A 22,584-nucleotide genomic window follows, 5' to 3' on the forward strand; every position below is an offset into this window, starting at 1 on the left:
ATGATCGTGAACGAATTACAGCTATCTAAGCGATTGCAAACAGTTGTTTCATTTATTCCAAAAGGAAGCGTACTAGCAGACATCGGTTCAGACCATGCGTATTTGCCGTGTTATGCGTATTTGCACGGATACATAACAAAAGCAGTGGCAGGGGAAGTAGCGGACGGACCGTTTCGCTCTGCCAAACAACAAGTCGAAAAGTGTGGGCTTTCTCACGTCATTTCCGTTCGAAAAGGGGATGGGCTACAAGTTGTAGCGCCGAATGAAGTCGATTGTGTAACGATTGCAGGGATGGGAGGAACGCTCATCTCAAACATTTTAGAAGCAGGAAAGGAAAAATTGACATCCGTTCAACGTTTAATTTTACAACCGAATGTCGGTGCGCATATTGTGCGAAAATGGCTGCTAGACAATGAGTGGGAATTAATTGATGAACGCATTTTAGAGGAAGATGGGCAAACGTATGAAGTGCTCGTTGCAGAGCGTGGCGATCCTTATCGTCCGTACACGCAGCTTCGTGTTGAACTGTTGCTCGGTCCGTTTTTATTGAAAGAACGAAACGAAGTATTTGAAAAAAAATGGGCAATGGAAATGAAGCATTGGCAAAACGTTATCGAGCAATTGAAATATGCGAAAACGGAAGAAGCGGTCAAAAAAAGACAACAATTTGTTGACACATTACAAATGGTAGAGGAGGTTTTGAAGCGATGAAGACACCAAACGGATATGAAGTCATTCAACTATTTGAACAGTTTGCCCCAAAACATTTGGCGATGGAAGATGATAAAATCGGGTTGCAAATCGGCACGCTAAATAAACCGATTCGCCGTATCATGATTACGTTAGATGTATTAGAACATGTTGTCGATGAAGCGATCGAACAAAACATTGATTTAATTATTGCGCACCATCCGCCGATTTTTCGTCCCCTCAAACATATTGTTACCGATCAGCCGTACGGTCGTATGATTGAAAAATGTATAAAACATGATATTGCGATTTATGCGGCGCATACAAATTTAGATATTGCAAAAGGTGGGGTAAATGATTGGCTCGCTGAAGCGCTTCAATTGCAAAACGTTGACGTCCTTGTTCCGACGTATGAAGAACCGCTGAAAAAGCTTGTTGTATATGTGCCGCGTACACATGCGGATGCAGTAAGAAAAGCGATTGGTGATGCGGGGGCTGGACATATCGGAAATTATAGCCATTGTACATTTAATAGCGAAGGAATCGGAACGTTTCGACCAGAGGAAGGCGCTAATCCGTTTATCGGTCAACAAGGAACGTTAGAAACAGTGGAAGAAGTGCGCGTAGAAACGATTGTTCCTGCCCGTCTGCAAAGAAAAGTCGTTCAAGCGATGTTACAAGCACATCCGTACGAAGAAGTGGCATATGATATATATCCGCTTGAAAATAAAGGAACGACATATGGGCTTGGACGAATTGGGACGTTAAGCGAAGAAATGACATTGCAACAATTTGCTGAACATGTCAAACTTGCATTACATGTACCAGCTGTTCGTGTTGTTGGTGAATTGACGAGTCGCGTACGAAAAGTTGCAGTTATCGGTGGAGATGGAAATAAATATATTCATCAAGCAAAAATGAGCGGTGCGGATGTGTATGTCACTGGCGACTTATATTATCATGTCGCCCATGATGCGTTAATGTTAGGTTTGAATGTCGTTGATCCGGGACATCATGTCGAAAAAGTGATGAAAGAAGGGGTAGCAAACGTATTAAGAACGATGTTTACGAAACAAAAATTTGATGTCGATATATACATATCACAAGCCCAAACGGAACCGTTTATGTTTATATAAAAAAGAGGCTTATTCGCCTCTTTTTTTCACTTTTGGTAAAATTTTTGTAAGCGGAACTTTTCGTTCTCTTTTCCATGTCTCAGGATTGTTCGGGTCAAACTGTTCCAAAAAGTCAATGACTTCTTTCGTAATCGGTGTCGGTGTAGATGCACCGGCAGTAACTGCAACTTTTTTGGCGTCTTTAATCCATTCGATGTCGATTTCAGTCACATCCGCTACACGATATGCTTTCGTTCCAGCAATTTCTTCAGATACTTGAGCAAGTCGGTTTGAATTATTGCTTCTCGGATCACCGACAACGATCGTGACATCTGCTTCTTTTGCTTGTTCAGCGACCGCTTCTTGCCGCACTTGTGTCGCTAAACAAATTTCACGATGCATTTCAACATGTGGATATTTTTCTTTTACTTTTTCCATAATATGTGCAACGTCCCATTGGCTCATTGTCGTTTGGTTCGTCACAATAATATGTTTGGCTTGAATATTTAGTTGTTCTACATCTTCAGGTTTTTCAATTAAATGAACGGCGTGTGGCGCAACGCCGACAGCCCCTTCCGGTTCAGGGTGCCCTTTTTTTCCGATGTAAATGACTTCGTATCCGTTCGCCACTTTTTCGCGAATAAGCTCGTGTGTTTTTGTCACATCTGGGCATGTAGCGTCAATAGTGACAAGCCCTTTTTCTCTTGCTCGCTGTTTTACTTCAGGTGAAACGCCGTGAGCAGTAAAAATGACTGTGCCGCGGTCAATGTTTTCTAAAATTTCAAGTCGATTTGGACCGTCAAGTGTAATAATTCCTTCTTCTGCAAACGCATCTGTCACATGTTTATTATGAACGATCATGCCTAAAATGTAGATCGGTCTTGGCAGCGTCGGATCAAGGGCGGCGTTGCGGGCGATGACCATCGCATCAACGACTCCGTAACAATATCCGCGTGGCGTAATTTTAATGACTTCCATATGGATCGCTCCTTCTTGGCGTGTTTGTCGTATTCATTATATAAAAGAAGGAGCGAACATACAAAAGTTAAATATATAGTTTTGGCACAGATTTCCCTTTTTCATTCGTTTTTTCTTGTTTTCGTTGGCGTTTTGTTGGAATTGGGCATTGTTTTTTTAGGGGTTGTTGCTCTGTCGTTGCCGCGCTCGTTGCGCGTGCTGTTTCGTTTGTTTCGCTTGCTGTTTTAGTTGTTTCGTTTGTTGTGTCTGATTGTTTAAATTCGCGAAAAAGGCGCATCATCGATGGAACGCTTTTAATGAGTGGACCGTATTGTTGCACCATTGGTGTAATCGTTTGGACCATGTTTAACATTTTTTGTACATTCGTTAACATCGAATCGATACTTGGCAATGCACCGCCAGCACCAAACGTTTGAGCAGGAAATTGGCTTCCAAACAATCGGGAAAACATGCCCCCTTGTACTTGGCGCATCATCGGTTGCTGCCACATAGGCGGCATAGGCGAACGGGAAGGTGGAAACATAAATGGATGTCGCAATGAAGTTCCTCCTTTCTGTATGAAGTGAAGGTTTGCGCTTTTCTTATCTATACTACGATATGCAGAAAAGCTCATATAGTTGAATGAACCGTTTATGTTCGTATATAATATGTAACTGGTCTATTTTTTTACTGAAGAAGAAAGGGGATGAGAAACTATGTTTGAACGTTTTTCGTTTCATCCGTTTATTATAGAGGCGCTTCATCATTTAAAGTTTCATAAACCAACACCCATTCAAGAGCGTGTCATTCCCGCTGTCTTGCGTGGAGAGAGCGTGATCGGACAATCACAAACGGGAACAGGAAAGACGCATGCATATTTATTGCCAATCATTCAGCGCATTGATCCACACGTTGATGAAGTACAAGCGGTTATTACAGCGCCGACGCGTGAGTTAGCTACACAAATTTATCATGAAGTGTTAAAAATAACGAAATTTTGTCCAAATGATCATCGCATTACAGCGCGTTGTTTTGTCGGTGGAACGGATAAATTACGATCGATTGAAAAGTTGAAAACACAACCTCATATCGTCATTGGCACGCCGGGGCGCGTGTATGATCTCGTTCGCGAACAAGCGCTATTTGTTCATACGGCTCGGATGCTTGTTATTGATGAGGCAGATGTCATGCTTGATATGGGATTTATTACAGATGTCGACCAAGTGGCAGGACGAATGCCAGAAGATTTACAAATGCTCGTCTTTTCAGCGACGATTCCAGAAAAGTTAAAGCCGTTTTTGAAAAAATATATGGAGCACCCAACACATATTCATATTGCTCCGAAACAAGTAGCCGCACCAGCCATTGAACATATTTTAATCCCGCTTCGCCATCGTGATCGTTTGCAGCTTTTACACGATATATTAGTTAGTTACAACCCATATTTAGCGATTGTTTTTGTAAACACGCGTAAAACGGCCGATGAAGTAGCGAACGGTTTAATTGAAAAAGGATTAAAAGTAGGAGTGTTACATGGAGATTTAACTCCACGCGAGCGGAAAAAGATGATGAAAGCGATTCGTGATTTACAATTTCAATACATTGTCGCAACAGATTTGGCGGCGCGTGGAATTGATATTGAAGGCGTCAGCCACGTCATCAACTATGAACTGCCAACGGATTTAGATTTTTACGTACATCGTACGGGCCGAACGGGCCGTGCAGGTTATGCTGGTACAGCAACAACGATTTACGAACCATCTGATCAACATGCGCTAGTGAAGTTAGAGAAAAAGGGAATTCATTTCCTTCATCGCGATTTCCGTCATGGCGAATGGATTGAGCTCGATGCATGGAACGGGCGGAAAAAAGAGAAAAAAGATGAAGTTGAGCAACTCGTTGAAAAAATAGCGAAAAAACAAAAGAAAGTCAAACCGGGATATAAGAAAAAATTGCGAGAACAGTTGAAAAAACAAAGAGCGAAAAAGAAATAAGGGAGAGAAAGACGTGTTAAAAATCGGTTCACACGTATCGATGAGCGGAAAAGAAATGTTGTTAGCCGCAAGTAAAGAAGCAGTATCATATGGAGCAAATACGTTTATGATTTATACCGGTGCGCCACAAAATACGAGACGTAAACCAATCGAAGAACTAAACATTGATCAAGGGCTTGCCCATATGAAACAACATGGGATTGAAGAAATTGTTGTGCACGCCCCGTACATTATTAATATCGGCAATACAATCAATGCAGACACGTTTTCGCTTGGCGTTTCTTTTTTACGTTCGGAAATCGAACGAACAGAAGCGATTGGTGCGAAGCAGCTCGTCCTCCATCCTGGTGCGCACGTCGGTGCAGGCGTGGAAGCAGGCATTGCAAAAATTATTGAAGGGTTAAACGAAGTCATTACCAATGACCAACAAGTGCAAATTGCTTTAGAAACGATGGCAGGAAAAGGGTCTGAATGTGGCAGCCGCTTTGAAGAGTTAGCAAAAATCATTGACGGTGTCACGCGTAACGATAAGCTTTCTGTTTGTTTTGATACATGTCATACACACGATGCGGGATACGATATTGTGAACGATTTTGATGGCGTATTAGAACAATTTGATCGCATTATCGGGCTTGATCGTCTAAAAGTATTGCATATTAATGATAGTAAAAATCCGTGTGGAAGTCGGAAAGACCGTCATGAAAATATCGGTTTTGGTTATATCGGTTTTGATGCGCTAAATTATATTGTCCATCACCCGCAGCTTATGCACGTGCCAAAAATTTTAGAAACGCCATATGTTGGAGAGAAAAAAGATGCGAAACCGCCATATCAATTTGAAATTGCGATGTTGCGTGCGCAACAGTTTGACCGAAACGTTCGGGAAAAAATTGCGGAGTAGAAGGCTGTCTGTAGGCAGCCTTCTTACTGTATAAATTGTCGAATGAAGTCATTAGCTTGTTTAGCAAGTTGTGGTGATGTGCGCTGGGCGAGTTCACGAATCCAATTTTTCCTCGCTTGTTCATTAAACATATCGATCGTTTTTTCGCGCATCATTTGAATGATCGTTTCCGCGTCTTTTTGGGAAAGCGAAACGTTGTATTCCTTGGCATACATCATTAATTCATTTGCGGTGATGGATTTCATTTTATGCTGGACGATTTTATGATACACATTCACGTAACATCCCTCCTTATTTACCATATGAGAGGAAAGAAGGAAGGGTGCAATGGTATAATGAAATAGATGAAGGGGGAGATTTGTTTGAAAAGACAACATAAAAAAGAGACCATTAGCCATTTAATGTATCGTGTTGTAATGATGACGGTCGGCGCGACGCTTGCTGCGTTATCGATTGAATTGTTTTTAGTGCCTAATGAAATTATTGATGGTGGGGTCATCGGTATATCGCTTATTCTTGATCGCATTCTTCCAAACTACGCATGGTTGAACTTTGCCACGCTTGTCATTTTACTCAATGCGCCGTTTATGTATTTCGGTTATAAACAAATCGGAAAAACGTTTATGCTCTCTTCCCTCTATTCAATCGTTGTATTAGCTGTGATGGAGCGGTTGTTTCATCATGTATCCCCATTTACAACAGATTCCATTTTAGCAACGGTGTTTGGCGGAGCTATTCTTGGCGCAGGTGTAGGGCTTGTAATTCGCCATGGTGGTTCATTAGATGGCACAGAAATTTTAGGTATTTTAATGACGAAAAAGTTGCCGTTTTCTGTGGGAGAATTTGTCATGTTTACAAACGTTTTTATTTTTACTTGGGCCGCATTTGTATTCGGACCGAAGCAAGCGATGTACTCCGTTTTAACTTATTATATCGCTTTTAAAACGATTGATACCGTCATTCAAGGATTAGATGAAACAAAAGCAGTGCTCATCGTATCAGATCGTTATGAAGAAGTGTCAGATGCTATTTTAAACCGACTTGGCCGTGGAACGACGAAGTTGATGGGAAAAGGCGGATATACGGACGAACAAAAAGAAGTGATTTATGCTGTTGTTACTCGTCTGGAAGTGACGAAGCTGAAATCAATTGTATATGAAATTGACCCAAATGCCTTTATTACGATTATGAATACACAAGAAGTGCGTGGAGCGAAATTTAAGTCTGCTATTCATTAATGAAAACAAATGCGTTATACTATGAATCGGAATCATTTTGAATTAAGGTGGTCAAACGATGGATGATATTTTACGGATAGAAGACGTATCGTTTCGATATGATGATGAAGATGTGCTACAACATATTGATTTTCGCATTCCGAAAGGCGCTTTCGTTGGTTTAGTTGGCCCGAACGGGTCAGGGAAATCAACGCTATTAAAATGCATTTTGCGGTTGTTAAAACCGCAAACAGGGCGCATTTTTTTATTCGGCACGCCGATTGAGCAGTTTAAAGATTGGCATAAAATTGGCTTTGTCTCCCAAAAGGCAAACAGTTTTAATACCGGGTTTCCTGCGACAGTATATGAAGTCGTAGCGAGCGGCTTAGCTGGAAAGCTCGGTTTATTTCGCCGATTAAAGAAAAGCGACGAAAAAGCAGTATATGAAGCGATTGATGCGGTCGGCATGAGCCCTTTTATTCATCGAAACATTGGCGAACTTTCAGGAGGTCAACAACAACGCGTATTTATCGCGCGTGCGATCGTGTCGCAACCTGAATTTTTAATTTTAGATGAGCCGACTGTCGGGGTCGATGTACATCATGTACAAAGCTTTTACGATATGCTTGAACGATTGAATAAACAACATCATATGACATTGCTTCTTGTGACGCACGATATCGGAACGATTACGGAAAAAGTCACGCATGTCGCTTGTTTAAACAAACATTTGCATTTCCATGGGAGCGTGCAACAGTTTGCACAGCTGAAAACAGAAGATTTAGCATCATTTTACGGGCATCATCTTCACCTACTTGCCCATGACCATGCATAGAAAGGGGGGAGATTATGCTAGAGGCGTTATTTCAATATGAATTTTTACAAAATGCGTTTATTGTTGGCATATTCATTGGGCTCATCGCTCCTCTTTTAGGTGTGTTTATTGTCGTACGGAGATTATCGCTTATTGCGGATGCGTTGAGTCATGTCACGCTTGCAGGAATTGCGGCCAGTTTACTTGTACAAAAAACGTTTGTCATGGGAGCGACATTCAACCCGATTTATTTGGGCATGGCGTTTTCGGTTGCTGGTTCGTTATTTATTGAAAAGTTGCGTACCGTATATAAGCATTATCAAGAATTAGCTATTCCGATCATTTTATCAGGAGGCATCGGCTTAAGTGTCATTTTTATTTCACTTGCGGATGGCTTCAATACCGATTTGTTTTCATATTTGTTCGGAAGCGTTAGCGCGGTAAGCCGAACAGATGTATGGACAATTAGCATCATTTTTTTCGTCGTGTTTGCTGTTATTTTTCTGCTCTATAAAGAGTGGTTTATTTTATCATTTGACGAAGAATATGCCCAAGCATCAGGAGTAAAGGTAAGGGCGCTTCACTTTGTTTTCATCGTGCTCGTTGCTCTTGTCATTGCCGCATCGATGCGAATTGTCGGCATTTTGCTCGTCTCATCACTCATGACGCTTCCTGTTGCCGCAAGCATTCGAATCGCAAAAGGATTTAAACAAGCGTTATGGTTGTCCGTTCTATTTGGTGAACTTGCTGTCATTGTCGGTTTATTTCTTTCTTATTATTTGAATTTAGCTCCCGGCGGAACGATTGTGTTGTTAGCTGTTTGTATATTAATTGGTGCGATCGTGTGGAGAAAATGGAAGAGAGGATGACGAAGCGTGAACGTTTCTGAAGCGCTACGGTTAATGAAAGAAAAGGGGTTTAAGTATACAGGAAAGCGCGAAGAAATGCTTGAGCTGTTTGCAAAAACAGATAAATATTTAACGGCAAAAGATGTGCTTGATGTCATGAAAGATCGGTATCCGGGACTTAGTTTCGATACAGTTTATCGCAACTTAGCGTTATTTGTTGAGCTCGGCATTTTAGAAATGACTGAGCTGTCTGGAGAGAAGCGCTTTCGTTTTACATGTAATGTGCATCATCACCATCACCATTTTATTTGCATGTCGTGCGGAAAAACGAAAGAACTTGTAACGTGTCCGATGAATGAATTAGTGGAAGATTTGCGCGGATATACGATTTCAGGGCATAAGTTTGAAGTGTACGGAACATGCCCGATGTGCCAACAACAAGCTGACGTGTAATGTCAGCTTGTTGTTGTGAGCAATTGTTCTACTTGTTTTTTTGCTTCATACCAATTGTACACGCGAATAACGCCTTTTGGGAGCGGACCGCGATTGTAAGGAGTATCAAATAAAATGACAGGAATAAGGCATTGTTCAGCAATATCGCAAGCATTATCGTATTTATCTTCGAAAAACATGTCGATTTTATATTTCTTTACCGCTTCAATTTTATCGTGTGAACCGATCAGTTCGATATGATGGTAATGAACACCTTGTTGTTGAAACCATTTTTCTGTTATTTCATATAAGTGACGGCCTCGAGCGCTAATATAATATAGCTCATATTCATCTTTCCAACTATTAATGACCTCTAATGCTCCGTTCGCAAGCGGTGCTTCGCTGTAAATGATCGGTTCGTATTGTTCCATCCATTCATTTAATTTTTCTTCCGTTGTATCCAAAAAAGGAACTAAATCGTAATCGGTAATATCATCAAGCGTCAAGTTTTTTTGAAACGACTTGTTTAAATATGGAATAAACGTACTTGGACATGTTACTGTTCCATCGATATCGATACCAAATCGCCGTTTGATCATGTTTGTTCACCCTTCCTATGATGTGCTTTTCTTGCCCATTATATCATTGACATAAAGTAACATCTATAATGGCGTATCGCTTATTGCATAATAATAGTGCTCCTCATTTCACGAAAGCGAGGGAATGGTCATGGACAATGAACGTCACCGTCGATCGTATGACAACGAACGAATAGATACTGTTCCGAATGTTGAACGAGATTTTATGGAAGAAACAGCAGGTGAAATTGCTGAGCCGATTCGATTTTCTGAAAAAGAAGTCGATCGTGAACAAAACGGTCGTGGCGTTGGCTGGCTTGCACTTGCGTTATCGATTGTTTCTCTTTTCTTAATGCCAGTCATTATGGGGGCAGCTGGTATTATTTTCGGATTCATTGCCCGGCGTCGAGGAGCAGAAACGTTAGGGGCTTGGGCGATTGGAATTGGAGCTGTTTCCATTATTTTAAGCTTTTTCGTCCGATTTTGGTAAATAAGAGGGGAATATTCCCCTCTTATTTTTGCTTTCCTTTCAATGCATATTCTTCCGCTAATTTGTCAATTTCTTTTTTCAATTCTTCAACCATTGTTTCTTCAGGCACTTTACGAACAATTTTTCCGTGACGGAACAATAATCCTTCGCCGCGTGCCCCTGCAATGCCGATGTCAGCTTCGCGCGCCTCTCCTGGCCCGTTGACCGCACAACCGAGGACCGCTACTTTAATTGGCGCTTTAATTTGGGCGATATATTCTTCAATTTCATTTGCGATACGAATTAAGTCAATTTCAATTCTTCCGCATGTCGGACAAGAAATTAATGTCGCAGCGTTTGCCGCAAGACCGAATGTTTTCAACAATTCACGTGCTACTTTTACTTCTTCGACAGGATCAGCGCTAAGGGATACACGTACCGTATTGCCAATTCCTTTACTTAAAATGGCACCAAGTCCCGCAGCACTTTTTACTGTTCCGGCAAATAGCGTACCCGATTCCGTAATGCCAAGATGGAGCGGATAGTCGAATGTGCGGGCAGCTTTTTCATATGCTTCAATCGCTAAACGAACATCGGAAGCTTTCAGCGAAACGATAATGTCATAAAAATCAAGGTCTTCTAAAATGCGAATATGATGCAACGCGCTTTCGACCATGCCATCCGCAGTTGGATAGCCGTATTTTTCTAAAATGCGTTTTTCAAGTGAACCAGCGTTTACCCCGATGCGAATCGGAACTCCACGTTCTTTTGCTGCTTTCACAACCGCTTCTACTTTTTCCCGCTTTCCGATGTTTCCGGGGTTAATCCGAATTTTATCCGCTCCGTTTTCAATCGCTTTTAAAGCAAGGCGGTAGTCGAAATGAATATCGACAACGAGCGGAATATTGATGCGTTTTTTTATTTCAGCAATCGCATCAGCTGCTCTTTCGTCTGGGCAAGCGACGCGAACGATTTGGCATCCAGCTTCTTCGAGTCGATGTATTTGAGCAACGGTTTCTTCTACATCATGCGTTTTTGTCGTCGTCATACTTTGAATGACGACTTCGTTGTTCCCGCCAATTGTAATGTTCCCGACGCGAACGGGGCGGGTTTTCGAACGATGAATGATTTCGCTCACGAGTCAATCGCTCCTTTAACGTATTAATCGAATCATTTTTTATTGTAGCAATGTTTCTTGTTTGTTGACAACGTTTTTGCTATTTCTGCTTATAGTACGGAATGCGGTACGTTTTTCCGATTTGAAGGGAATGGGCGTTAACATGTGGATTCAACGTTTGAAAATCAGCAATGAGCTGATCGATGGATACGGGTAATTTCCCATTCATCTCACGCTCGACGATAGAAAGGAGCGTATCGCCTCGTTGGATCATGACTTCACGATATGGAAGCTCCTTTGTTGGTTTGAACGTTTTTTCTGCACGAATTGTATGAATTGTCCCTTCTGTTATATCATGATAAGCAATCGCACATATCGCAATGCATACAAGAAAGATGAAAACTTTTTTCATGGCATTCCCCCGCTTCATTCTTCTGTTTTATCCATATGGCTTGTCCAAACGATATATGCGTAAAAATTACATTCTCTTTACATTGCTTTACATGTTCTTCACATCACGTTGACATGTTTTTGGTATTCTTTGTCTGTATTTGTCGAAGGGGGGATATATGTTGAGACAGCGATTAAAACATATAAAAAAGCTTGTCCGAGTGCCTGTATTTCAACCATCACCGAAAATAAAACAATGGTTATTAAAAATTAGTTTACAAAACCGTTTATTTATTTTATTTTTGGGTGTGTTAATTATTTCGTTAAGTGCCGTCGGGATAATTGCTTATTATCAAGCGAAACAAACGACGGTAAAAGCGATCGAAAATCGCCTTGAGCGAGAGGCGACGATGATGTTTGAAGTGTCACGTAATCTTATGTATATTCATGCTGGAAATGAGCAACTGCTTGAAAAAAGTTTACGGTCTGCAGTAAAGCAACAAAAGGCGGAACTGATGCAAGATGGATTAAGCGTAGACATTTTTTTAATTGGAGATAGACAAGTAAAAACGTTTGAGCGAAATGAACAGCTCAATGTACCAACATCCGTCCAACAAACAATTACGAAACAAAAAAATGGTGTGTCGCATTTGGAATGGAACGGGCGTACATATACATTTGCATATAAAACTATTCAAGAATTGAAAGGAACATATGTCGTTGCTGTGCCGGATGAACAGTTTATGAAGCCGGTCCAACAGCTTGCATATTTAACCGTCGTAGCGATTATGATAAGCGTCATTATTTCAACGATCATGATTAAATGGTTAGTAAGTGGATTAACGAAGCCGATTGCCCAACTTCGTCATGCGATGAGCCGATTGTCGCGTGGAGATTTAACGGTTGACGAACATATTTATTCCACAACGCCAGAAATTGATTCGCTTGCGCGCAGCTTCCAACGGATGTTGACGAGCATGAAAAATGTCATTCGTGAAATGGACGAAACAACAAAACAGCTAGCTATCACAGGAGGCGACTTAGAGCATGTGTCTGAACATGCCATTGAATCAAACGATCAGCTCTTGGCAGCGATTTCTACTGTGAAACAAGGGGCAGAAGAAACGGCCAATGCTTCAGACGAAAGCATTCATCGCGTCGATGAGATGAAAAAGCGGATGCAACACGTATTAGTAAGTGTGAAAAACATTTCAGCTAGTGCGACTGATATGAATGAATCTTCAAAGGGTGGGGAAAAGCGGCTGACGCATTTAATTGCTGATATTCATTCATTTGCTGAGCAATTTAAAAAAGTAAACGATACGATTCAAAGTGTAAAACATCATTCGACGTCGATTACAAAAGTTGTGGATGTCATTCGACAAATTGCCGAGCAAACGAAGTTATTGGCGCTCAACGCAACAATTGAAGCGGCGCGCGCTGGAGAAGCTGGAAAAGGATTTGCGGTCGTCGCCACAGAAGTGAGAAAGCTTGCGGAACATGCTTCAAAGGCAACGGAAGAAATTACATCGTCCATTTTTGCGATGGAAGAAGTATCGATTCATGCGACAAACCAGTTTGAAGGGATGGTCACACATTTACAACATCAACTCACGTCCGCAAATGAGGCAAAGCGTTCGTTTGACCATTTGTTAAAAGAAATTCAGCGCGTCAATCGCAACGTGGCGAAAATGGAAGGGGAATTAGAGCAGTTTCAGCAATTATTGCCGATGATTGAGACGGTGACGGTGGCATTTGCTTCTGTTGCTCAACAAACGCTAGCAAGCGCAGAAGAAATGATGTCTGTTTCGTACGATCAAACGAAGCAGATGAATGATATGCATCGTGTTGGTGAACGATTAAATGAATTATCGCAATCATTATCCGCACTGACTGCAGCATTTAAACTATAAGAAGCAGGCTAATGGCCTGCTTCTTTAATAGAAGGGAGTTCTTTGATGGAAGCGAACAAAATCGTGACAGAAACGAACCAATCTAAAGCGACAGCATAAGGAACGACAATTTGTAGAGTTTCCATTATTGTGAAAAAGATGGTTGGTAATGTAATTGAATAAGCAGAGATACTCCACATATGGCGGTACGTTCCACGCTTATTTAACGTGCCGCGAAAAATAAGCCCGATGAATGCAAGAACGGTAACATAAAGAAATTTGCTTGTGCATGTGAAAAAGTATAATACGAGAAACGATAATGAAATCACAATAGGAAGCAACGATTGAAGCGTGCGGGCAAATTCATATACATCTTTGTTTGTAAAACGTTCTGCTTGCATGAAAGCATACGGATATGACTGAACGTGCCCATTAGCAACAAGTGCAAACTCTTCCTTTAAAAATGCCACCGCGTTTGTGTAACGTTCTGCATCATCTGTTGTGAGTGTACCTGTGCTATCAAATAAAATGGTCACGTTTGGATGCGTAAGTTCAATCGGTTCTTGTATGTTTGATGTCAATACTCCATCGACGACTTCAAATGGAGGAAGCTCTTCTTTTAATAGTTGATGCGTTGAGCCGATCATTTTGTTTATGCTCATTGTAAAGTAAATGGCAATCGGTAACGTTGCAATAAGCGATAAAAAAAACACGTAGCTAATCGCCTTTCCGATTGGATGAAAACGAAAGCGTGCAATATGTACAGGAGAATAAAGACTTTGTAACAACCGTTTCCACATAATCATTCACATCCTTTATGCGTCATCATTTCTCATTCTACTTCTTTTTCTATTTAGTACACAACCTTTTTGTTTCGTGTGTTGCACGTATTGACGCTTTCCGCCTTTTTTGCTAAAATTACCATCGGATATGGCGGACCCTTAGCTCAGCTGGTTAGAGCGGACGGCTCATAACCGTCTGGTCGCAGGTTCGAGTCCTGCAGGGTCCATTTACCTCGCTAAGTAAATTAGCGAGGTTTTTTTTGCAAATAATTTGAAACATTCGATGTATTTTGGTACTCTTAAGGTAGGTTCACTTATGAAACTTTTCTGTTTCTTAATCCAGTTAATCGGTTTCATTTGTGAACAATTACATAATGAATGAGGAGGAATGAAACATGGCATTTGAATTACCACAATTGCCTTATGCTTACGACGCGTTAGAACCACATATTGACAAAGAAACGATGAACATTCATCACACAAAACATCATAACGCGTATGTAACAAATTTAAACGCAGCGCTCGAAGGTCATCCAGAATTGCAAAACAAAACAATTGAAGAGTTAATGGCCAATTTAGATGCAGTACCTGAAAATATTCGCACAGCTGTTCGTAACAACGGAGGTGGACATGCGAACCACTCGCTCTTTTGGACTATTCTTTCGCCAAATGGTGGCGGTGAACCAACAGGTGAACTAGCTGAAGCAATCAATCGTACGTTTGGAAGCTTCGAAAAATTTAAAGAAGAATTTTCGAAGGCGGCAGCAACACGTTTCGGTTCTGGTTGGGCTTGGCTGGCCGTCCATAATGGTCAACTTGAAGTGACAAGCACACCAAACCAAGATACTCCGTTAATGGAAGGAAAAACACCAATTTTAGGATTAGACGTATGGGAGCATGCGTATTACTTAAAATATCAAAACCGTCGTCCAGATTATATTTCAGCATTTTGGAATGTTGTTAACTGGGACGAAGTGGCCAAGCGTTACGCAGCAGCGAAATAATGAAGAAGGGCTCGACAATTTGTCGAGCTCTTTTTGTATATCGTTGTAAAAGAGTAGGCAAACTACTTGTCAAGAAAGGAAGTTTGCCTATGAATAAATGGAAACGAATGGTGGCGCACGTTCGCACACATCGACAATTGTTTCTTTTGTTAGCAATTGGCGGATTATATTCCCTTAGTATCGCCTTGTCGAATACGTTTGTAAACGTATACGTTTGGAAAAAAGTGAACAGTTTTCAAGCTCTAGGTGTGTATAATTTAGCCATTGTCACATGGCAGCCGCTTGCATTTATCGTAGCCGGGCAAATCGCAAAAAAGATCGATCGTGTCATTGTGTTACGAATGGGTGTGACGTTTTTAGCATTCTTTTTTTTAGTCGTATTATTTAGCGGTGATCGAGCGATGAACCATTTATTTTTACTCGGCGGTTTGCTTGGTATTGGTTATGGCTTTTATTGGCTCGCATTTAACGTATTAACGTTTGAAATCACTGAACCAAATACGCGTGATTTATTTAATGGATTGCTTGGTGCGATGACATCTGTTGCAGGAATGATCGGTCCACCGCTTTCAGGGTGGGTCATTGCTTCAAGCGAGAAGTTTACCGGGTATATGGTCATTTTTTTAGCTTCTTTATGCTTATTTATTGCGGCTGTCATTTGTAGCTTTTTTTTACAGCGACGGCGTTCAGCAGGACAATTTGCGCTTCGTTCTGTATATGACGAGCGAAAGAAAAATAAAAATTGGCGAATGATTACAAACGCTCATTTTTTTCAAGGATTTCGTGAAGGAACGTTTGTGTTTATTGTTTCCATTTTTTTATTTATGGCGACAGGAACTGAAAAATCACTCGGTGTATTTGGATTCGTCAATGCAGTTGTTTCGTTTATGACGTATTCTTTTGCGTCGAAGTGGATGAAGCGACAATGGCGGTTGCGTGCCATTTTATTCGGTGGTGTACTGTTGTATGCTTCCGTCTTTTTAATTATTTTTGATTTATCATATGTAAAGTTAATCATCTATGGCGCATTAATCGCCATCGGATATCCTATTTTACTCGTTCCATATTTGTCGCTTACATTTGACGTTATTGGTCAAAGCAATCATGCGAAAGAATGGCGAATTGAATATATTGTTATGCGTGAACTATTTTTAAACGGGGGACGTGCGACGTCTGTTTTATTGTTTTTATTAGCCATTACGTTGTTTGATGCAAAGGAGGCCATTCCATCATTAATGTTAATTGTTGGAGCTGGTCATTTCATTATTTATTTTTTTGTGCGACGTATTCGACTTTCGATGTAGAAATTTGCGAGCGTTTCTTTTACAATGAGGAAGGAGCAAGTAAAGGAGGTGCTTGCGCGTTTTGAAACAAATACAACATGCTCACAAAGCGAAGAAAAAGAAAAAACGAATGCAGTTGCCATTTCGGTTAAACGTGCTATTTTTTGTTGTGTTTTTACTTTTTTCTGCGCTTATTTTACGGTTAGGTGTCATTCAAATTGTTTATGGTGAACAATATCGAAAAGAAGTCGAGCGCACAGAAAATGTCACAGTTCATACACCAGCACCGCGCGGAAAAATTTATGACCGCAACTATCAAGTCGTCGTCGATAACGAGCCGCTTCATGCGATTACGTATACACGCACACAAACAACGAAGCCATCGGAAATGATTGAAGTGGCTAAAAAGTTAGCCACATATATTGAAAAGTCGACCGAACGCGTCACAGAGCGAGATATAAAAGATTATTGGATTTTGACAAACGAAGAGAAAGCAAAAGAAAAAATTACTGAAAAAGAATGGAAGTTGTTTCGAGAAAAAAAATTAAAAGATAAAGACATTTATCAATTGCAACTCGAGCGCATTACAGAAGAAGATGTAAAGACGATTAAAGAACGTGAACTTGAGGTTGTTGCTATTTTTCGGGAAATGAATAGCGGATACGCTTTAACCCCGCAAATGATTAAAAATGAAGGAGTAACGGACGAAGAATATGCCGTTGTTAGTGAGCATTTAGAGGAGCTACCAGGTGTAGATGTGACGACAGATTGGAACCGCCAATATGCACATGGTGATACGTTTCGTACAGTGCTTGGAAATATAACATCGTCAGAAGAAGGGTTGCCGCGCGAAAAGCTTGACTATTACTTAGCGCGCGATTATAACCGAAATGACCGAGTAGGAAAAAGTTATATTGAAGCACAATATGAAGATGTATTGCGTGGGCAAAAGGCGAAAATAAAAAATGTGACTGATAAAGCAGGAAACATTATTGAAACGATTGAAATATCGCAAGGACAACGCGGAAAAGATATCGTTTTAACGATTGATATGGAATTACAAAAACGCGTCGAGCAAATTATTGAGGAAGAATTAATGACGATGAAGCGACGCAGTGGAACAGAATTGCTTGATCGTGCTTTCGTCGTCATGATGGATCCAAATACAGGAGAAATTTTATCGTTAGCTGGGAAACGATATACGCGTGATGAAAACGGAAAAGTTGTATTAAAAGATTATGCCCTTGGGACGATTACATCTGCTTATGCGATGGGATCGGCGGTAAAGGGTGCGACCGTATTGACAGGATTTCAGACCGGTGTCATTCAACCTGGCACGGTGCTGATTGACGAACCGTTATATATTAAAGGGACGCCGACGAAAAAATCGCATAGCGGTATTCGTCCAGGACCGATGAACGATTTAAAAGCGCTTGAAATGTCGTCAAACGTTTATATGTTTAAAACAGCGATCGCTATCGCCGGTTCTACGTATCGTCCACATCAAGCGCTACCGATAAAAAAAGAAGCGTTTTCCATTATGCGACGCTACTTTAATCAGTTCGGTTTAGGGGTGAAAACAGGCATCGATTTGCCTGGGGAAATTATCGGATGGCCGGGACAAAGTACGCTTCCAGGACACTTGCTCGATTTAGCCATTGGACAGTTTGACGTATATACACCGATTCAAATGGCGCAATACGTTTCAACGATTGCGAATGGTGGATATCGCATTCAACCGCATGTTGTCAAAGAAATTCGTGAACCAATTAGCGAAAAAGATCAAATAGGTAACATCATCTACTCGTTCGAACCGAAAGTGTTAAACCGAATTGATATGAAAACAGAGTATATTGAGCGTGTGCGTGAAGGCTTTTATCGCGTCATGCACGGTTCAAACGGAACGGCGCGTGCCTTTTTCGCAAATGCTCCGTATGATCCAGCAGGAAAAACAGGAACGGCACAGGCGTTTTATGATGGACCGATTAAATCAAGACGAATGACGCCAACATACAATTTAACGTTAGTTGGCTTTGCACCTTACAATAATCCAGAAGTGGCGTTTGCTGTCGTTGTGCCATGGGTATATCAAAATGCGAGAAACCATTATCCGATTAATAACTACATCGGAAGAAAAATTTTAGATGCGTATTTTGAGTTGAAAAAGCAACGTCAATCTGGTCAACCATCTCCTACTGAACCGTTGAATAATGAGGAACAAACAATGGAAAGATAAAAGAAAGCGAATTTACAAAAGCTTAACATTCGTTTAAAACGAATTTAATACCTTTCCATTATTCTATAACTCGTGGGACAAAACAAAAAACAAATTGAAAAAGTAGGGGGAAATCAAAAGATGAAGAAAAACAAATGGTTTGCACTCGCAGGTGTAACAAGCGCTGTACTAGCATTCACAACAGCATGTGGTGGTGGCGCTGAGCAAGGCGGCGAAAATGCGGAAGGTAACGCAGAAAAATTAAGCGGAAACGTAGTTGTTGATGGCTCATCAACAGTGTACCCAATCGTTGAAGCTGCCGCTGAAGCGTATGCGGGTGAACAACCAGATGTGAAAGTATCTGTTGGTTTGTCTGGAACAGGTGGCGGATTTGAGAAGTTTACAAAAGGCGAAACGGATTTTTCAAACGCTTCTCGTCCGATTAAAGATACTGAAAAACAAGCTGCTGAGCAAAACGGTATTGAATTTGAAGAGCTTCAAATTGCATTCGATGGTCTTTCCGTTTTAGTGAATAAAGATAACGACTGGGTTGATTATTTAACAGTCGATGAGTTAAAGAAAATCTTTACATCAGGTGCAGTAAACGGCGATGACAAAGTGAAATGGTCAGACATTCGTCCAGAATGGCCAAATGAAGAAATTAAATTATTCTCACCAGGACATGACTCTGGTACGTTTGACTACTTCGATGAAGTCATTTTAGATGGACAACCGTTAAACAAAACAGCTCAATTATCTGAAGACGATAACGTGCTTGTTCAAGGTATTGCAGGGGATAAAAACGCTCTCGGTTACTTTGGATTCGCATACTACGTTGAAAATAAAGATAAATTACGTGCTGTGCCAATTGATAACGGAAACGGTCCTGTTGAACCAACGCATGAAACAATTCAAAGCGGTGAATATGCACCACTTTCTCGTCCGTTATTTACGTATGTGAACACAAAGGCGTTAAAAGAAAAAGCACAAGTGTATGATTTCGCAAAATTCTTGTTAGAAAACGGTGCGGAGTTTGCTGAAGAAGTAGGTTATGTCGCACTTCCACAAGAAAAATATGACGAGCAATTGAAAAAGATTGAAGGATTAAAATAACGACACGTAAAGATGAGAAGCGACTCCACGGTCGCTTCTCATCTTGCCATGAATTTGGAAAGGGGTTTTCATATTATGGCGATGACAGATGGGAATCGTTCATATTCCGTCCGTGATATGATTAAAGAAAATAAGAAAAAACAAAACGGACAACAATTTGTTGAATGGTTGATGCCAAAGTTGCTATTATTGACAGCGATCATTTCCATTTTGACGACAATCGGTATTTTATTTACATTGCTATTTGAAACGTTTATTTTCTTTGAACGGGTGTCGATCGTTGAATTTTTAACGAGCAAAGAATGGCTTCCATGGGACGAAAAGACAGGTTCGTTTGGTATAGCTCCGCTTGTAACGGGGACGCTTTTAACGACAGCGATTGCCATGGTCGTTGCGATTCCAATCGGTTTAGCTTCAGCGATTTACTTGAGTGAGTATGCGTCTGAAAAAGCAAGGAAAGTATTAAAACCGATATTAGAAGTGTTGGCGGGAATTCCGACGATTGTTTACGGATTTTTCGCATTAACGTTCGTTACACCTCTTTTACAAAAGGTCATTCCGAACTTAGGGATTTTTAACGCATTAAGCCCAGGGATTGTCATGGGTATTATGATTATTCCGATGGTTGCTTCTTTATCTGAAGATGCGATGAGTTCTGTGCCAAACTCCATTCGTGAAGGAGCGCTTGGTCTCGGTTCAACGAAGTTAGAAGTTGCTTTAAAAGTTGTCCTTCCCGCAGCGACATCAGGTATTGCAGCGTCGTTTATGCTTGCGATTTCTCGTGCTGTCGGTGAAACGATGATTGTAGCAGTAGCGGGTGGTTCCTCTCCGGTCTTTACATTTGATGTCACGAAATCGATCCAAACGTTAACAGCATACATTGTTCAAGTCACAACAGGTGATGCCGGATATGGTACAACGGTTTATTACAGCATTTATGCAGTCGGTATGACGCTGTTTGTATTTACGTTAGCTATGAACTTACTCGCACAATACATTTCTCGTCGCTTTAGGGAGGAGTATTAATTATGGAGAAGTTAATTGATAAACAACGTGTCGTTCAGCATATGAACGGTCGCCTATTGAGAAATAACGTGTTAAAATTTTTATTTTTCTTGGCGACGTTGTTTGGACTTATTGTTCTCGTCGTCCTTCTATATCGGATATTCACTCAAGCAATTGGCTGGCTAAATATCGACTTTTTAAATAACTTTCCGTCTCGCCGTCCTGAAAACGCGGGGATTAAAGCGGGGTTAGTCGGTTCGTTATGGCTGATGGTGATCGTTGCCCCTGTTTCGCTCATTCTTGGAGTTGGAACAGCGATTTACTTAGAGGAATATGCGAAAAAAAATCGTTTTACAGATTTTATTCAAACCAATATTTCGAACTTAGCAGGTGTTCCGTCGATCGTATTCGGTTTACTCGGTTTAACACTTTTCGTTCGTGAACTGAATTTAGGTCGTAGTATTCTTGCAGCTGGTCTGACGATGAGCTTGCTTGTTCTTCCTGTCATCGTTGTTGCGGCACAAGAAGCAATTCGCGCCGTGCCGAATCAATTGCGCGAAGCATCGTATGGTATGGGAGCAACGAAATGGCAAACGATTTATCGCATCGTTCTTCCAGCAGCGATCCCAGGTATTTTAACAGGTAGTATTTTAGCTTTATCCCGTGCGATCGGTGAAACAGCACCGCTTGTCGTTTTAGGTATACCGACGTTTTTAGCGTATTTGCCACGTGGTATTCTTGATACATTTACAGTTATGCCGATGCAAATTTACAACTGGACATCGCGTCCGCAAGCTGACTTCCAAAACGTTGCAGCAGCTGGAATCGTTGTCTTGCTCGTTGTGTTAATCTTTATGAACTCGATTGCCATTTTCATTCGCAACAAGTTTCAAAAACGTTATTAATTGCGCGTTGAAAGGGGAACTTATTAATGGAATTAACAGTTGTGAAAGAACGTAAAAATAAACAAGCTGAAGAACGAAGTGAAAAAAATGTTGTGTACCGGACGAAAAACTTAAATTTATGGTACGGCGAACACCATGCGTTAAAAAATATTGATTTAGATATTTACGAAAATGAAGTAACAGCGATTATCGGTCCGTCAGGATGCGGAAAATCAACGTACATTAAAACGTTAAACCGAATGATTGAACTTGTGCCGAGCGTACGTACATCTGGAGAAATTACGTATCGTGGTCGCAACATTTTCGATAAGTCGTATCGTGTAGAAGAATTGCGTACGCAAGTGGGAATGGTATTCCAAAAGCCGAATCCGTTCCCGAAATCGATTTACGATAATGTGGCATACGGTCCTCGTATTCACGGTATTCGTGATAAGAAAATTTTAGATGAAATCGTTGAGAAAAGTTTACGGGGTGCAGCCATTTGGGATGAAGTAAAAGATCGCTTGCATACAAATGCATATGGATTATCAGGCGGTCAACAACAACGTTTATGTATCGCGCGTTGTTTAGCGATTGAGCCAGATGTTATTTTAATGGATGAACCAACATCGGCGCTTGACCCTATTTCAACATTAAAAGTAGAAGAGCTTGTGCAAGAATTAAAGAAAAACTATAGTATTATTATCGTCACACATAACATGCAACAAGCTGCTCGTATTTCTGATAAAACGGCCTTCTTCTTAAACGGTGAAGTGATTGAGTATAGCGACACAGATAAACTATTCTCGAATCCAGACGATAAACGAACAGAAGATTACATTACAGGTCGATTTGGATAATCGGATCAAAAATCGTGCGGGTAC

The 22,584-nt window shown here is 40.9% G+C and carries 24 protein-coding genes and 1 tRNA gene; 18 read left to right on the top strand and 7 right to left on the bottom strand.

Features of this window, described 5'->3' with window-relative positions:
* Both HNR63_RS09905 and HNR63_RS09910 read left to right on the top strand, forming a co-directional pair.
* Positions 1-711 carry a tRNA (adenine(22)-N(1))-methyltransferase gene (locus HNR63_RS09905; protein ID WP_220127487.1) on the top strand — a complete coding sequence of 237 codons (711 nt, stop codon included), beginning with the start codon at positions 1-3 and terminating at the stop codon, positions 709-711.
* Complete coding sequence (locus HNR63_RS09910; RefSeq protein WP_181520592.1) at positions 708-1,826, top strand: Nif3-like dinuclear metal center hexameric protein; 1,119 nt, start codon at positions 708-710, stop codon at positions 1,824-1,826. Before HNR63_RS09905 ends, HNR63_RS09910 begins: the two co-directional genes overlap by 4 nt.
* A 9-nt stretch (positions 1,827-1,835) precedes the next feature.
* On the opposite strand, the gene HNR63_RS09915 is transcribed toward HNR63_RS09910, so the two are convergent.
* Together HNR63_RS09915 and vrrA are read right to left on the bottom strand one after the other, a co-directional pair.
* Positions 1,836-2,783 (bottom strand): 4-hydroxy-3-methylbut-2-enyl diphosphate reductase, encoded by a 948-nt coding sequence (locus HNR63_RS09915; protein ID WP_009374006.1) that lies wholly within the window; start codon positions 2,781-2,783, stop codon positions 1,836-1,838.
* A 67-nt stretch (positions 2,784-2,850) separates the two neighbouring features.
* The gene (vrrA, locus tag HNR63_RS09920) at positions 2,851-3,321 is read right to left on the bottom strand and encodes a VrrA/YqfQ family protein (protein ID WP_181520593.1); all 471 of its coding nucleotides are present in this window, start codon (positions 3,319-3,321) and stop codon (positions 2,851-2,853) included.
* Between the two features lie 157 nt (positions 3,322-3,478).
* Between vrrA and HNR63_RS09925 the strand changes: the two genes are divergently transcribed.
* Positions 3,479-4,756, top strand: a complete 1,278-nt coding sequence (locus HNR63_RS09925) for a DEAD/DEAH box helicase (RefSeq protein ID WP_085788238.1) — start codon at positions 3,479-3,481, stop codon at positions 4,754-4,756.
* 13 nt (positions 4,757-4,769) lie between these two features.
* Positions 4,770-5,657: a deoxyribonuclease IV gene (locus tag HNR63_RS09930; RefSeq protein ID WP_181520594.1), complete on the top strand. Its 888-nt coding sequence runs from the start codon at positions 4,770-4,772 to the stop codon at positions 5,655-5,657.
* A 23-nt stretch (positions 5,658-5,680) separates the two neighbouring features.
* Here the strand turns inward: HNR63_RS09930 and HNR63_RS13885 are convergent, their stop codons facing one another.
* A complete protein-coding gene (locus HNR63_RS13885; protein ID WP_021095181.1) occupies positions 5,681-5,935 on the bottom strand; it encodes a DUF2624 domain-containing protein in 255 nt (84 codons plus the stop codon).
* A gap of 66 nt (positions 5,936-6,001) precedes the next feature.
* Between HNR63_RS13885 and HNR63_RS09940 the strand changes: the two genes are divergently transcribed.
* From HNR63_RS09940 to HNR63_RS09955, 4 genes are read left to right on the top strand one after another with little or no spacing between them, the layout of a single operon-like run.
* Positions 6,002-6,895, top strand: a complete 894-nt coding sequence (locus tag HNR63_RS09940; protein ID WP_181520595.1) for a YitT family protein — start codon at positions 6,002-6,004, stop codon at positions 6,893-6,895.
* Between the two features lie 58 nt (positions 6,896-6,953).
* Positions 6,954-7,709 carry a metal ABC transporter ATP-binding protein gene (locus HNR63_RS09945; protein WP_181520596.1) on the top strand — a complete coding sequence of 252 codons (756 nt, stop codon included), beginning with the start codon at positions 6,954-6,956 and terminating at the stop codon, positions 7,707-7,709.
* A gap of 14 nt (positions 7,710-7,723) precedes the next feature.
* Positions 7,724-8,557 (top strand): metal ABC transporter permease, encoded by an 834-nt coding sequence (locus tag HNR63_RS09950; protein ID WP_181520597.1) that lies wholly within the window; start codon positions 7,724-7,726, stop codon positions 8,555-8,557.
* Between the two features lie 6 nt (positions 8,558-8,563).
* Entirely contained in the window at positions 8,564-8,989 is a 426-nt protein-coding gene (locus HNR63_RS09955; RefSeq protein WP_085788243.1) for a Fur family transcriptional regulator, read from the top strand.
* Positions 8,990-8,991: 2 nt separating this feature from the next.
* Here the strand turns inward: HNR63_RS09955 and HNR63_RS09960 are convergent, their stop codons facing one another.
* Complete coding sequence (locus tag HNR63_RS09960) at positions 8,992-9,567, bottom strand: haloacid dehalogenase (protein WP_021095185.1); 576 nt, start codon at positions 9,565-9,567, stop codon at positions 8,992-8,994.
* Between the two features lie 130 nt (positions 9,568-9,697).
* On the opposite strand from HNR63_RS09960, the gene HNR63_RS09965 reads away from it, so the two are divergent.
* Positions 9,698-10,036: a DUF4190 domain-containing protein gene (locus HNR63_RS09965; RefSeq protein ID WP_181520598.1), complete on the top strand. Its 339-nt coding sequence runs from the start codon at positions 9,698-9,700 to the stop codon at positions 10,034-10,036.
* Positions 10,037-10,058: 22 nt separating this feature from the next.
* Here HNR63_RS09965 and ispG read toward each other — a convergent pair whose 3' ends face one another.
* Complete coding sequence (gene ispG / locus HNR63_RS09970) at positions 10,059-11,153, bottom strand: flavodoxin-dependent (E)-4-hydroxy-3-methylbut-2-enyl-diphosphate synthase (protein WP_021095187.1); 1,095 nt, start codon at positions 11,151-11,153, stop codon at positions 10,059-10,061.
* Positions 11,154-11,232: 79 nt separating this feature from the next.
* On the bottom strand, positions 11,233-11,544 hold the full coding sequence (locus HNR63_RS09975; RefSeq protein ID WP_021095188.1) for a type IV pilus assembly protein FimV: 312 nt from the start codon (positions 11,542-11,544) through the stop codon (positions 11,233-11,235).
* A 157-nt stretch (positions 11,545-11,701) separates the two neighbouring features.
* Between HNR63_RS09975 and HNR63_RS09980 the strand changes: the two genes are divergently transcribed.
* Entirely contained in the window at positions 11,702-13,435 is a 1,734-nt protein-coding gene (locus HNR63_RS09980) for a methyl-accepting chemotaxis protein (RefSeq protein ID WP_181520599.1), read from the top strand.
* Between the two features lie 8 nt (positions 13,436-13,443).
* On the opposite strand, the gene HNR63_RS09985 is transcribed toward HNR63_RS09980, so the two are convergent.
* Entirely contained in the window at positions 13,444-14,220 is a 777-nt protein-coding gene (locus HNR63_RS09985; RefSeq protein WP_181520600.1) for a DUF1189 domain-containing protein, read from the bottom strand.
* Positions 14,221-14,349: 129 nt separating this feature from the next.
* On the opposite strand from HNR63_RS09985, the gene HNR63_RS09990 reads away from it, so the two are divergent.
* The 8 genes from HNR63_RS09990 to pstB all read left to right on the top strand — a co-directional run bounded on the left by HNR63_RS09990 (position 14,350) and on the right by pstB (position 22,560).
* Positions 14,350-14,423 (top strand) — tRNA-Ile (locus tag HNR63_RS09990).
* A gap of 168 nt (positions 14,424-14,591) precedes the next feature.
* Positions 14,592-15,200, top strand: a complete 609-nt coding sequence (gene sodA / locus HNR63_RS09995) for a superoxide dismutase SodA (RefSeq protein WP_181520601.1) — start codon at positions 14,592-14,594, stop codon at positions 15,198-15,200.
* Between the two features lie 89 nt (positions 15,201-15,289).
* The gene (locus tag HNR63_RS10000) at positions 15,290-16,504 is read left to right on the top strand and encodes an MFS transporter (protein WP_042534278.1); all 1,215 of its coding nucleotides are present in this window, start codon (positions 15,290-15,292) and stop codon (positions 16,502-16,504) included.
* A 61-nt stretch (positions 16,505-16,565) separates the two neighbouring features.
* Positions 16,566-18,719, top strand: coding sequence for a peptidoglycan D,D-transpeptidase FtsI family protein (locus HNR63_RS10005; protein ID WP_181520602.1), 2,154 nt, complete (start codon positions 16,566-16,568; stop codon positions 18,717-18,719).
* Between the two features lie 120 nt (positions 18,720-18,839).
* Positions 18,840-19,811 carry a PstS family phosphate ABC transporter substrate-binding protein gene (locus tag HNR63_RS10010; RefSeq protein ID WP_181520603.1) on the top strand — a complete coding sequence of 324 codons (972 nt, stop codon included), beginning with the start codon at positions 18,840-18,842 and terminating at the stop codon, positions 19,809-19,811.
* A 75-nt stretch (positions 19,812-19,886) separates the two neighbouring features.
* Positions 19,887-20,837, top strand: coding sequence for a phosphate ABC transporter permease subunit PstC (gene pstC / locus HNR63_RS10015; RefSeq protein ID WP_181520604.1), 951 nt, complete (start codon positions 19,887-19,889; stop codon positions 20,835-20,837).
* Between the two features lie 2 nt (positions 20,838-20,839).
* The gene (gene pstA, locus HNR63_RS10020) at positions 20,840-21,721 is read left to right on the top strand and encodes a phosphate ABC transporter permease PstA (protein WP_181520605.1); all 882 of its coding nucleotides are present in this window, start codon (positions 20,840-20,842) and stop codon (positions 21,719-21,721) included.
* Between the two features lie 26 nt (positions 21,722-21,747).
* Positions 21,748-22,560: a phosphate ABC transporter ATP-binding protein PstB gene (gene pstB / locus HNR63_RS10025; protein WP_085788252.1), complete on the top strand. Its 813-nt coding sequence runs from the start codon at positions 21,748-21,750 to the stop codon at positions 22,558-22,560.
* Positions 22,561-22,584 lie beyond the last annotated feature (24 nt).

It is taken from the genome of Anoxybacillus ayderensis, from assembly GCF_013761015.1.
In the GTDB taxonomy this organism is placed as follows: Bacteria; Bacillota; Bacilli; order Bacillales; family Anoxybacillaceae; genus Anoxybacillus; species Anoxybacillus ayderensis.

Bases quoted from the DNA above. Each gene is read 5' to 3' on its own strand.
- pstB (WP_085788252.1), top strand. From the start codon at position 21,748: ATGGAATTAACAGTTGTGAAAGAACGTAAAAATAAACAAGCTGAAGAA.
- HNR63_RS09915 (WP_009374006.1), bottom strand. From the start codon at position 2,783: ATGGAAGTCATTAAAATTACGCCACGCGGATATTGTTACGGAGTCGTT.
- HNR63_RS10010 (WP_181520603.1), top strand. From the start codon at position 18,840: ATGAAGAAAAACAAATGGTTTGCACTCGCAGGTGTAACAAGCGCTGTA.
- HNR63_RS09985 (WP_181520600.1), bottom strand. From the start codon at position 14,220: ATGATTATGTGGAAACGGTTGTTACAAAGTCTTTATTCTCCTGTACAT.
- HNR63_RS09905 (WP_220127487.1), top strand. From the start codon at position 1: ATGATCGTGAACGAATTACAGCTATCTAAGCGATTGCAAACAGTTGTT.
- pstC (WP_181520604.1), top strand. From the start codon at position 19,887: ATGGCGATGACAGATGGGAATCGTTCATATTCCGTCCGTGATATGATT.
- HNR63_RS10000 (WP_042534278.1), top strand. From the start codon at position 15,290: ATGAATAAATGGAAACGAATGGTGGCGCACGTTCGCACACATCGACAA.
- HNR63_RS09960 (WP_021095185.1), bottom strand. From the start codon at position 9,567: ATGATCAAACGGCGATTTGGTATCGATATCGATGGAACAGTAACATGT.
- HNR63_RS09945 (WP_181520596.1), top strand. From the start codon at position 6,954: ATGGATGATATTTTACGGATAGAAGACGTATCGTTTCGATATGATGAT.
- HNR63_RS09965 (WP_181520598.1), top strand. From the start codon at position 9,698: ATGGACAATGAACGTCACCGTCGATCGTATGACAACGAACGAATAGAT.
- sodA (WP_181520601.1), top strand. From the start codon at position 14,592: ATGGCATTTGAATTACCACAATTGCCTTATGCTTACGACGCGTTAGAA.
- HNR63_RS09980 (WP_181520599.1), top strand. From the start codon at position 11,702: ATGTTGAGACAGCGATTAAAACATATAAAAAAGCTTGTCCGAGTGCCT.
- HNR63_RS09910 (WP_181520592.1), top strand. From the start codon at position 708: ATGAAGACACCAAACGGATATGAAGTCATTCAACTATTTGAACAGTTT.
- HNR63_RS09925 (WP_085788238.1), top strand. From the start codon at position 3,479: ATGTTTGAACGTTTTTCGTTTCATCCGTTTATTATAGAGGCGCTTCAT.
- HNR63_RS09975 (WP_021095188.1), bottom strand. From the start codon at position 11,544: ATGAAAAAAGTTTTCATCTTTCTTGTATGCATTGCGATATGTGCGATT.
- HNR63_RS09940 (WP_181520595.1), top strand. From the start codon at position 6,002: ATGAAGGGGGAGATTTGTTTGAAAAGACAACATAAAAAAGAGACCATT.
- pstA (WP_181520605.1), top strand. From the start codon at position 20,840: ATGGAGAAGTTAATTGATAAACAACGTGTCGTTCAGCATATGAACGGT.
- HNR63_RS09950 (WP_181520597.1), top strand. From the start codon at position 7,724: ATGCTAGAGGCGTTATTTCAATATGAATTTTTACAAAATGCGTTTATT.